Below are 10,924 nucleotides of genomic sequence, written 5' to 3' on the forward strand. Positions count from 1 at the left end.
GTCCCCCCTTCCGCAAGATTTGAGGTAACAAATGAACCAGGAAATCACCAACAACCCGTTCAACCCGCTGACGCCGCCCAAGGTTTTCGACGAGATCAAGGTCTCGCTGGCGTCGCCCGAGCGGATCCTGTCTTGGTCCTATGGCGAGATCAAGAAGCCCGAAACCATCAACTACCGGACGTTCAAGCCCGAGCGTGACGGCCTGTTCTGCGCGCGTATCTTTGGCCCGATCAAAGACTACGAATGCCTGTGCGGCAAATACAAGCGGATGAAGTATCGCGGCGTTGTCTGCGAGAAATGCGGTGTGGAAGTCACCCTGCAGAAGGTTCGCCGCGAGCGTATGGGCCACATCGAACTGGCCGCGCCCGTCGCTCACATCTGGTTCCTGAAATCGCTGCCTTCCCGCATCGGTCTGATGCTGGACATGACGCTGCGCGATCTGGAACGCGTTCTGTACTTTGAAAACTACGTCGTCATCGAGCCCGGTCTGACGGACCTGACCTACGGCCAGATGCTGACCGAGGAAGAGTACATGGACGCGCAGGATGCCTATGGCATGGACGCGTTCACCGCGAATATCGGTGCCGAAGCCATCCGTGAGATGCTGGCCCAGATCGATCTGGAAGCCGAAGCCGAGCAACTGCGCGCTGATCTGGCCGAAGCCACCGGCGAGCTGAAGCCCAAGAAGATCATCAAGCGTCTGAAGGTTGTTGAATCCTTCCTCGAGTCCGGCAACCGGCCCGAGTGGATGGTGATGACCGTGATTCCGGTCATTCCGCCGGAACTGCGTCCGCTGGTTCCGCTGGATGGTGGCCGTTTTGCGACTTCGGATCTGAACGATCTGTATCGCCGTGTCATCAACCGGAACAACCGTCTGAAGCGCCTGATCGAACTGCGTGCACCTGACATCATCGTCCGCAACGAAAAGCGGATGCTGCAGGAATCTGTTGATGCTCTGTTTGACAACGGCCGTCGTGGCCGCGTGATCACCGGCGCCAACAAGCGTCCGCTGAAATCGCTGTCGGACATGCTGAAAGGCAAGCAGGGCCGCTTCCGTCAGAACCTTCTGGGCAAGCGCGTCGACTTCTCGGGCCGTTCGGTCATCGTGACCGGTCCGGAACTCAAGCTGCACCAGTGTGGTCTGCCCAAGAAGATGGCGCTGGAATTGTTCAAGCCGTTCATCTACTCGCGCCTTGAAGCCAAGGGTCTGTCTTCGACCGTGAAGCAGGCGAAGAAGCTGGTCGAGAAAGAGCGTCCCGAAGTGTGGGATATCCTCGACGAGGTGATCCGCGAACACCCAGTCATGCTGAACCGTGCGCCGACACTGCACCGTCTTGGCATTCAGGCGTTCGAGCCGGTCCTGATCGAAGGTAAAGCCATCCAGCTGCACCCGCTGGTCTGTTCGGCCTTCAACGCCGACTTCGACGGTGACCAGATGGCCGTTCACGTCCCGCTGAGCCTTGAGGCGCAGCTGGAAGCGCGTGTTCTGATGATGTCGACGAACAACGTTCTGTCGCCTGCAAACGGCGCTCCGATCATCGTTCCGTCGCAGGACATGATCCTGGGTCTCTACTACGTGACCCTGGAACGCGAAGGCATGCCCGGCGAAGGCAAGGTCTTTGGTTCGATCGACGAAGTCCAGCACGCGCTGGACGCGGGCGAGGTGCACCTGCACTCGAAAATCACCGCGCGGATCACCCAGATCGACGAAGAAGGCAACGAGGTTCAGAAGCGTTTTGAAACCACGCCGGGCCGTGTTCGCTTGGGGGCTCTGCTGCCCAAGAACAACAAGGCACCGTTTGAACTGGTCAACCGCCTGTTGCGGAAGAAAGAAGTGCAACAGGTGATCGACACCGTCTACCGCTACTGCGGCCAGAAAGAGTCGGTGATCTTCTGCGACCAGATCATGTCGATGGGCTTCAAGGAAGCTTTCAAGGCCGGTATTTCGTTCGGCAAGGACGACATGGTGATCCCCGAGGACAAGTGGGGCATCGTGGACGAAACCCGCGAACAAGTGAAAGACTTCGAACAGCAGTACATGGACGGCCTGATCACTCAGGGCGAAAAGTACAACAAGGTTGTCGATGCCTGGTCGAAGTGTAACGACCGCGTAACCGAAGCCATGATGCGCACCATCTCGGCCGTGGCCAAGGATGAGGGCGGCGCCGACAAAGAGCCGAACTCGGTCTACATGATGGCGCACTCCGGTGCGCGTGGCTCGGTGACCCAGATGAAGCAGCTGGGCGGCATGCGCGGCCTGATGGCCAAGCCGAACGGCGACATCATCGAGACGCCGATCATCTCGAACTTCAAGGAAGGTCTGACCGTTCTTGAATACTTCAACTCGACCCACGGTGCCCGTAAGGGTCTGTCGGATACCGCTCTGAAGACGGCGAACTCGGGCTACCTGACCCGTCGTCTTGTTGACGTGGCGCAGGATTGCATCGTGCGCGAGGTTGATTGTGGAACCGACCGTGCGATCACGGCCGAGGCTGCGGTCAATGACGGTGAAGTCGTCGCGTCGCTGGCAGAACGCGTTCTGGGCCGTGTGGCCGCGGATGACGTTCTGCGTCCGGGGACCGACGAGGTCATCGTCGCCGCAGGACAGCTGATCGACGAACGCATGGCCGATACGATCGACGAGGCCGGTGTTGCCTCGATGCGCATCCGCTCGCCTCTGACCTGTGAGTCCGAGGAAGGCGTCTGTGCAACCTGCTACGGTCGTGACCTTGCACGCGGGACCATGGTGAACACCGGTGAGGCTGTCGGCATCATCGCCGCGCAGTCGATCGGTGAACCGGGTACGCAGCTGACGATGCGGACCTTCCACATCGGTGGTGTTGCGCAAGGTGGTCAGCAGTCGTTCCAGGAAGCGAACCAGGACGGTGTCGTTGCCTTTGAGAACCAGCAGATTCTGGTCAATGCCGCCGGCGAAAGCCTGGTCATGGGCCGGAACATGAAGCTGGTGATCAAGGATGAGCACGGCGAAGAGCGCGCCAGCTTCAAGCTGGGCTACGGTTCGAAGCTGTTCGTCAAGGAAGGCACCAAGGTCAAGCGCGGCGACAAGCTGTTCGAGTGGGACCCCTACACCCTGCCGATCATTGCCGAGAAAGCCGGTACCGCAAAATACGTCGACCTGGTTTCGGGCATTGCTGTCCGCGACGAGACCGACGATGCAACCGGTATGACCCAGAAGATCGTGATCGACTGGCGCGCGGCCCCCAAAGGCAGCGATCTGAAGCCCGAGATTATTCTGGTGGACGACAACGGCGAGCCGGTCCGCAACGATGCGGGCAACCCGGTTCACTATCCGATGTCTGTGGACGCGATCCTGTCGGTCGAAGACGGTCAGAAGATCGAAGCCGGTGACGTTGTTGCGCGTATCCCGCGTGAAGGCGCCAAGACCAAGGACATCACCGGTGGTCTGCCGCGTGTGGCCGAACTGTTCGAAGCGCGTCGTCCGAAGGATCACGCAATCATCGCGGAAGCCGATGGTTACGTGCGCTTTGGCCGCGACTACAAGAACAAGCGCCGCATCAGCATCGAGCCGGTCGACGAGTCGCTGGAGACGATCGAGTACATGGTGCCCAAGGGCAAGCACATCCCTGTGCAGGAAGGCGACTTCGTGCAGAAGGGTGACTACATCATGGACGGTAACCCGGCTCCGCATGACATCCTGTCGATCATGGGTGTCGAGGCGCTGGCTGACTACATGATCAACGAGGTGCAAGAGGTCTACCGCCTGCAGGGCGTGAAGATCAACGACAAGCACATCGAAGTCATCGTGCGCCAGATGCTGCAGAAGTGGGAGATCCTGGACTCGGGCGACACCACCTTGCTGAAGGGCGAGCATGTCGACAAACAGGAGTTCGACGCGGCCAACGAGAAGACCATTGCCCGCGGTGGTCGTCCGGCCCAGGGCGAGCCGATCCTTCTGGGGATCACCAAGGCTTCGCTGCAAACGCGTTCGTTCATCTCGGCGGCGTCGTTCCAGGAAACCACCCGTGTGCTGACCGAAGCTTCGGTTCAGGGCAAGAAGGACAAGCTGGTTGGCCTGAAAGAGAACGTCATCGTCGGCCGTCTGATCCCGGCCGGTACCGGTGGTGCAACACAGCGTGTCCGCCAGATCGCGCAGCAGCGTGACAATGTCGTCATTGAGGCACGTCGCGAAGAGGCCGAGGCCGCAGCCGCGCTGGCCGCTCCGATGATGGATGATGACATGGTCGGCGACGAGCTGGACTCGCTGGTGGAAACTCCGGAAAGCCGCGAATAATATCGGCGACGAGAAACTCAGACAGGCCCTGCGGTTCCGCGGGGCCTTTTTTTGTTTCGGCCGGTGCCGGAAGCGGCCAGGGTTAGTTCCAAACACTGTGATTTCAAACGGAACTGCTGCATACTCAAAAATCGGAATGTGGTAATGGAATTGCTCCTGTCATCACTGTTTGAAACTCAACACGGGTCTTGCTCGGATGCTCATAGTCCTCGGTTTGTATTTTGGCGTGATTTGGCTGGTCTTTTCCAAGTTCAGCCTGCTGCCCTGGAATGGCTTCTGGAAGACCGTGTCGTACGGTGGGGCCGCTGTCGTTGCATTGGTTGTCATCGGCGCACTCAACCACACGGCGCCTACGGGGCCAGTGTCGGTTCTGGGCGTTCAGACAAGCATTGTGCCCAATGTCTCCGGAACGGTCGTCGAAGTTGCCGTTGAGCCGAACCAGAGGGTCAACGAAGGCGATCTTTTGTTCAGAATCGATCCCGAATTCTACGTGCTCGAGGTAGCGCGGCTGGAGGCATCTCTGGAAGCCGCCCGGTCTGCAGCGGACCAATTGACCACGGATCTGGCGGCTGCCGAAGCCGATATCGCTTCATTGACCGCGCAGCTCGTTTTTGGGCAGCAGCGGCGGGATGACATCGTTCAACTGGAAGAGCGTGGCGCATCCACCACCTTCAAACTGCAGGAAGCGGTTGCGACGATCGAACAGCTCACCGCAAGCATTCGTGCAGCAGAAGCCCGCAAAGCGGGGCTGGAGCGCCGGATCGCAGCTCAGATCGACGGTGAGGATGTGGCGGTCGTGGAGGCCGAACAGGCGCTTGCGCAGGCCGAATGGAACCTCAAGCAGACGGAAGTCTTTGCGCCGGGCGACGGGATCGTCACTGCGGTCACGCTGCGCCCGGGCAATCGCGCGACGACCTTCCAGGGCGCATTGACCTTCATAGATCCGACGAACCACGCGTTGGTGGCCTCGCTGCCCCAATCCAGCCGATCCAATGTCGGCCTTGGCGATGAAATCCGTGTGGCGCTGCGAACCCAGCCGGGATCCGAGATCACGGGAACTATTTCAGGGTTTCCGCCGGCCCTGTCTGAGGGCGCACTGGATCTCCGCTCCGGTTTGCCCTCGATGCGCGAACTTGTCGGGATCACCAGCTTTCCGGTCCTCATCGAACTTCCTGGCGATGTACCTCTGGAAACACTTCAATTCGGCGCGTCGGGCACCGCGCTTGTGATGACCGACAAGGCCGGGCCGATTTCGCCACTTGCAGAGATACTGTTCTGGGTCACGCAGAAGCTGAACTACCTGTAGGCGGCAACGCAGAAACCCACCCCATGGCAGTGATCAGGTACAACTGCGATCGGACCAAACAAAATCGAATTGGCCGTATCACAAGTTGACAATCTGCTCAGGTGAGATGCCAATGCCGGGACCAGATTGAAACCGGGCCACGGCAATGACACCGAACGTCAAAGGCGCCCTGCTGATGATGGGCAGCATGGCCGCATTCACTGTGAACGACACGCTGGTCAAAGCGGCTGGTCAGGAGGTGCCACTGTTCCAACTGGTGGCTCTGCGTGGGTTGTTGGCGACCATCCTGGTTTTTGCGTTGGCGCGGCATCTGGGGGCATTGCATCTGCGGTTCGGGCGGCACGACCGCTGGTTGGTGGCTTTTCGTTGCGTGGCGGAATTGTCGGCGACGTTCTTCTTCCTCACGGCTTTGATGCACATGCCGCTGGCCAATGTGACCGCGGTTCTGCAGGCCCTGCCGCTGACCGTAACCCTGGGTGCGGCCCTGTTCTTTTCGGAACAGATCGGGTGGCGGCGGATCATGGCCATTGCATTGGGGTTTGCAGGCATGTTGCTGATCGTGCGACCGGGTCCGGACGGATTCAGCATCTATGCCATGTATGCCTTGATTGCCGTCATCTGCGTGACGGCTCGGGATTTGATCACCCGCCGAATGTCGCCCGAGGTGCCGTCGATGGTCGTCACTTTGGCAACCTCATTGACGATTACCACCGGTGCGGCAATTGCCTCGGTCTTCCAGGGTTGGGTGCCGATGACGGCCGGGTCGGGGATGTTGATTGCCTCGGCAGCAGTTTTCGTCCTGCTGGGGTATCTCTTCAGCGTCATGGTGATGCGCGTTGGCGAGGTCAGCTTTGTCGCGCCGTTCCGATACTCGAGCCTGATCTGGGCCTTGGGTCTGGGATGGGCGGTATTCGGAGATTGGCCTGACCGGATCACCATGCTGGGTGCCGCACTGGTGGTCACCGCGGGCCTGTTCACCCTCTTTCGCGAGCGGGCACTTCAGGCGTCCGAATAGACGCGTCGGACCACCGCCGGATCAATTGCAAACCGGGTTTCGAACTGCTTTGCCAGAGCGGGGGTCAATGGTTCCAGCTTGGCCTTGCTTGTGCGGGTGTTGGGTGAATCGTTGAACCCGTTGAGAGTGCGCACCCACATCGGCGGTTCGTTCTGGCTGATGACTGGCATGAAGTTGCCGATCTTTTGGTGGGCAAAGTTCATGATCGTCAGCTCACAACCGCCGCGCACATACATCCCAAAACCAACACCCAGCAGGGACCGGTGAACCGGCGTGGCCTGGATTCCGCTGGCGTCGAACCGGGCAAGAAAGCCGTGATTGAAATCGATGGCAACCATCTTGTTGCGCCGCACCAGCCCTTCGGCGTCCTGAACCGCGCGGCGCAGCAATTCGACGAAATCCACCGCAATCGCATCGTCGTCATCATGACGGAATTGCAGGCATGGCAGGTCAGGGTTCAAGCGTGCCCGGTTCAGGACGTCCTTCATGATAGAGCGATGCCGGCCGGGTTCCCGCGAGACGATTTGCACTTGTTTCATGCCCGAAGTCAGGTCGTTCAGACGATCGCGGGCGACCCGAGGCAGGCAGGTCCCGGTCACGATCACAAACTGAAACCGCGGATCCGTCTGGGCGCGCAGGGCGGGCAGGGCACAGGCCTCGAACAGGCGGAACCGCGCGTCCAGACGCCGGGGGTCATACAGATAGCGCCGGCGCGCTTCGACCGACTCGTGCATGGTCTGGAACCCGCCGATGGCCGGGTAGGAGAAACGGCACAGACCAATGACTTGCATCTTCACTTCCGGTAGGAATACACCAGTGCGGACTATGCCCCGAGGGATGTGACACCGCAACCGATGTCGCTTCCGCCGCGACGCACGGCTGCAAGGCGGGCGGGCATCTGCCGGGGCTGTTGACAGTCGGGCCGACTCCCCCTATACGCCCGTCATCTCGGTACCGGGGGCCGCCCCAAAACCGATTTCAGTATTGAACTGGTCAAGGCCCGGACAATTTTGCAGTTCGCGCCCTCTGATAACCAACCGCGACGTTCACCTCGGAATGGGAACGCTCGCGGGTTTTGCGCTTGTGGACGCATTGGCGCAGCGAAGTTAGCCGCACGCAACGCGCGTGCATGTCATGTGTGTTGCAAAACGGGGAAGAAACCGGAATGCCAACTATTCAACAGCTGATCCGCAAACCGCGGCAGCCCAAAGTAAAACGCTCGAAGTCCATGCACCTGGAGCAGTGCCCGCAGAAGCGCGGCGTCTGCACCCGCGTGTACACCACCACGCCGAAGAAGCCGAACTCGGCTATGCGTAAGGTTGCCAAGGTGCGCCTGACCAACGGTTACGAAGTCATTTCGTACATCCCGGGTGAAAGCCACAACCTGCAAGAACACTCGGTTGTTCTGATCCGTGGCGGCCGTGTGAAAGACCTTCCGGGTGTCCGCTACCACATCCTGCGTGGTGTTCTGGATACCCAGGGCGTCAAAGACCGTAAGCAACGTCGTTCGAAATACGGCGCGAAGCGTCCCAAGTAAGAAGGAGAGGCTGATATGTCACGTCGTCACGCCGCCGAAAAACGCGAAGTCCTGCCTGACGCCAAATTTGGCGACAAGGTCCTGACCAAATTCATGAACAACCTGATGATCGACGGCAAGAAGTCGGTCGCAGAGCGTATCGTCTACAACGCCTTCGACCGCGTTGAGAGCAAGATCAAGCGCGCTCCTGTCGAGGTGTTCCACGAAGCACTCGACAACATCAAGCCGTCGGTCGAGGTTCGCTCGCGCCGGGTTGGTGGTGCAACCTACCAGGTTCCGGTCGAAGTGCGCCCCGAGCGCCGCGAAGCTCTGGCCATCCGCTGGCTGATCACCGCCGCGCGCGGCCGCAACGAAAACACCATGGAAGAACGCCTCGCCGGCGAACTGCTGGACGCCGTACAGTCCCGCGGTACTGCCGTTAAGAAGCGCGAAGACACCCACAAGATGGCCGAGGCGAACAAAGCCTTCAGCCACTATCGTTGGTAATCCCAGAGGCTTATCCAAATGGCACGCGAATATCCGCTCGAACTATACCGTAACTTCGGTATCATGGCGCACATCGATGCAGGCAAGACCACCTGCTCGGAGCGTATCCTGTATTACACCGGCAAATCCCACAACATCGGTGAGGTGCACGATGGTGCAGCCACCATGGACTGGATGGAGCAGGAGCAGGAACGCGGCATCACCATCACTTCGGCTGCGACCACCACTTTCTGGGAGCGCACCGAGGACGGTCAGACCGCCGATACCCCCAAGCACCGCCTGAACATCATCGACACCCCCGGCCACGTTGACTTCACCATCGAAGTCGAGCGTTCGCTGGCGGTTCTCGACGGTGCCGTCTGCGTTTTGGACGCAAACGCCGGTGTCGAACCCCAGACCGAAACCGTGTGGCGTCAGGCTGACCGCTACAAAGTTCCGCGCATGGTCTTCGTCAACAAGATGGACAAGATCGGCGCCGACTTCTTCAACTGCGTTCGCATGATCGAAGACCGCACCGGCGCGCGCGCCGTCCCTGTCGGTATCCCGATCGGTGCCGAGAACGAGCTGGAAGGCCTGATCGACCTGGTCACCATGGAAGAATGGCTGTGGCAGGGCGAAGACCTGGGCGCAAGCTGGGTCAAAGCTCCGATCCGCGACAGCCTGAAGGACATGGCTGAAGAATGGCGCGGCAAGATGATCGAAGCGGCCGTCGAAGAAGACGACGACGCGATGATGGAATACCTGGAAGGCAACGAGCCCGACATTCCGACCCTGCGCAAACTGCTGCGCAAGGGCACCCTGGCGCTGCACTTCGTGCCGGTTCTGGGTGGTTCGGCGTTCAAGAACAAAGGTGTTCAGCCGCTGCTCAACGCCGTGATCGACTATCTGCCCAGCCCGCTGGACGTTGTCGACTACATGGGCTTCAAACCCGGTGACGAGGAAGAAGTCCGCAACATCGCGCGTCGCGCTGACGATGACATGGCCTTCTCGGGCCTGGCGTTCAAAATCATGAACGACCCCTTCGTTGGCTCGCTGACCTTCACCCGGATCTACTCGGGCGTTCTGAACAAGGGCGACTCGATCCTGAACTCGACCAAAGGCAAGAAAGAGCGCATCGGTCGTATGATGATGATGCACTCGAACAACCGGGAAGAGATCGAAGAAGCGTTCGCAGGCGACATCATCGCTCTGGCGGGTCTGAAAGACACCACCACCGGTGACACCCTTTGCGATCCGAAGGATCCCGTGGTTCTGGAAACCATGACCTTCCCCGATCCGGTGATCGAGATCGCGGTCGAGCCCAAAACCAAGGGCGACCAGGAAAAGATGTCTCAGGGTCTGGCCCGTCTGGCCGCCGAAGACCCGTCCTTCCGCGTGGAAACCGACCTGGAATCGGGTCAGACCATCATGAAGGGCATGGGCGAACTTCACCTGGACATCCTGGTCGACCGTCTGAAGCGCGAGTTCAAGGTCGAAGCCAACATCGGTGCGCCGCAGGTGGCCTATCGTGAGACCATCTCGATGCCGATCGAACACACCTACACCCACAAGAAACAGTCGGGTGGTTCGGGTCAGTTCGCTGAGGTCAAGCTCGAGATCACTCCGACCGAACCGGGCGAAGGTTATTCGTTCGAAAGCCGCATCGTTGGTGGTGCCGTTCCGAAGGAATACATCCCGGGTGTCGAAAAAGGCATCCAGTCCGTCATGGACAGCGGCCCGCTGGCCGGCTTCCCCGTGATCGACTTCAAGGTTGCCCTGTTGGACGGTAAATTCCACGACGTCGACTCGAGCGTTCTGGCGTTCGAAATCGCGGCGCGGATGTGCATGCGCGAAGGTCTGAAAAAGGCCGGCGCGAAACTGCTGGAACCGATCATGAAGGTCGAAGTGATCACCCCGGAAGAATATACCGGCGGTATCATCGGCGACCTGACTTCGCGTCGGGGCCAGGTGTCTGGACAAGAGCCGCGCGGCAACGCGATTGCGATCGACGCATTCGTGCCGCTGGCCAACATGTTCGGCTACATCAACACTCTGCGTTCGATGTCGTCGGGCCGCGCCCAGTTCACCATGCAGTTCGACCACTATGATCCGGTTCCGCAGAACATCGCGGAAGAGATCCAGGCAAAATACGCATAACCGAAAAATAGAGGGAGCCTGCTGCCCGGGCTCCCTTCATTTCCGAAAAAGGAGGCCATCATGGCAAAGGAAAAGTTTGAGCGTAATAAGCCGCACGTCAACATTGGCACGATTGGCCACGTTGACCACGGCAAGACGACGCTGACCGCAGCAATCACCAAGTATTTCGGC

The 10,924-nt window shown here is 59.6% G+C and carries 8 protein-coding genes; 7 read left to right on the forward strand and 1 reads right to left on the reverse strand.

All coding sequences use genetic code 11. From position 1 onward, the window contains the following. Positions 1-31: 31 nt before the first annotated feature. The 3 genes from rpoC (at position 32) to AC2FML_RS13015 (ending at position 6,594) form a co-directional block, all read left to right on the forward strand. The gene (gene rpoC / locus AC2FML_RS13005; RefSeq protein ID WP_496783454.1) at positions 32-4,273 is read left to right on the forward strand and encodes a DNA-directed RNA polymerase subunit beta'; all 4,242 of its coding nucleotides are present in this window, start codon (positions 32-34) and stop codon (positions 4,271-4,273) included. 196 nt (positions 4,274-4,469) lie between these two features. Next, the gene (locus AC2FML_RS13010; RefSeq protein WP_496783456.1) at positions 4,470-5,579 is read left to right on the forward strand and encodes an HlyD family secretion protein; all 1,110 of its coding nucleotides are present in this window, start codon (positions 4,470-4,472) and stop codon (positions 5,577-5,579) included. 145 nt (positions 5,580-5,724) lie between these two features. Continuing rightward, positions 5,725-6,594, forward strand: coding sequence for a DMT family transporter (locus AC2FML_RS13015; protein ID WP_170342451.1), 870 nt, complete (start codon positions 5,725-5,727; stop codon positions 6,592-6,594). On the opposite strand, the gene AC2FML_RS13020 is transcribed toward AC2FML_RS13015, so the two are convergent. After that, on the reverse strand, positions 6,579-7,385 hold the full coding sequence (locus AC2FML_RS13020) for a putative rhamnosyl transferase (RefSeq protein ID WP_496783457.1): 807 nt from the start codon (positions 7,383-7,385) through the stop codon (positions 6,579-6,581). The two genes, AC2FML_RS13015 and AC2FML_RS13020, sit on opposite strands and share 16 nt — an antisense overlap. Positions 7,386-7,759: 374 nt before the next feature. Between AC2FML_RS13020 and rpsL the strand changes: the two genes are divergently transcribed. From rpsL to AC2FML_RS13040, 4 genes are all read left to right on the forward strand, one after another. After that, positions 7,760-8,131, forward strand: coding sequence for a 30S ribosomal protein S12 (gene rpsL / locus AC2FML_RS13025; RefSeq protein ID WP_005980675.1), 372 nt, complete (start codon positions 7,760-7,762; stop codon positions 8,129-8,131). Between the two features lie 15 nt (positions 8,132-8,146). Continuing rightward, on the forward strand, positions 8,147-8,617 hold the full coding sequence (gene rpsG, locus AC2FML_RS13030) for a 30S ribosomal protein S7 (protein WP_093964348.1): 471 nt from the start codon (positions 8,147-8,149) through the stop codon (positions 8,615-8,617). A gap of 18 nt (positions 8,618-8,635) precedes the next feature. Then, on the forward strand, positions 8,636-10,753 hold the full coding sequence (gene fusA, locus AC2FML_RS13035; protein WP_170360942.1) for an elongation factor G: 2,118 nt from the start codon (positions 8,636-8,638) through the stop codon (positions 10,751-10,753). 60 nt (positions 10,754-10,813) lie between these two features. Continuing rightward, positions 10,814-10,924: GTP-binding protein (locus AC2FML_RS13040; protein WP_170611170.1), on the forward strand; the 111-nt coding region annotated here is incomplete at its 3' end.

The sequence above is a fragment of the Ruegeria sp. BHSC029 genome, assembly GCF_059613085.1.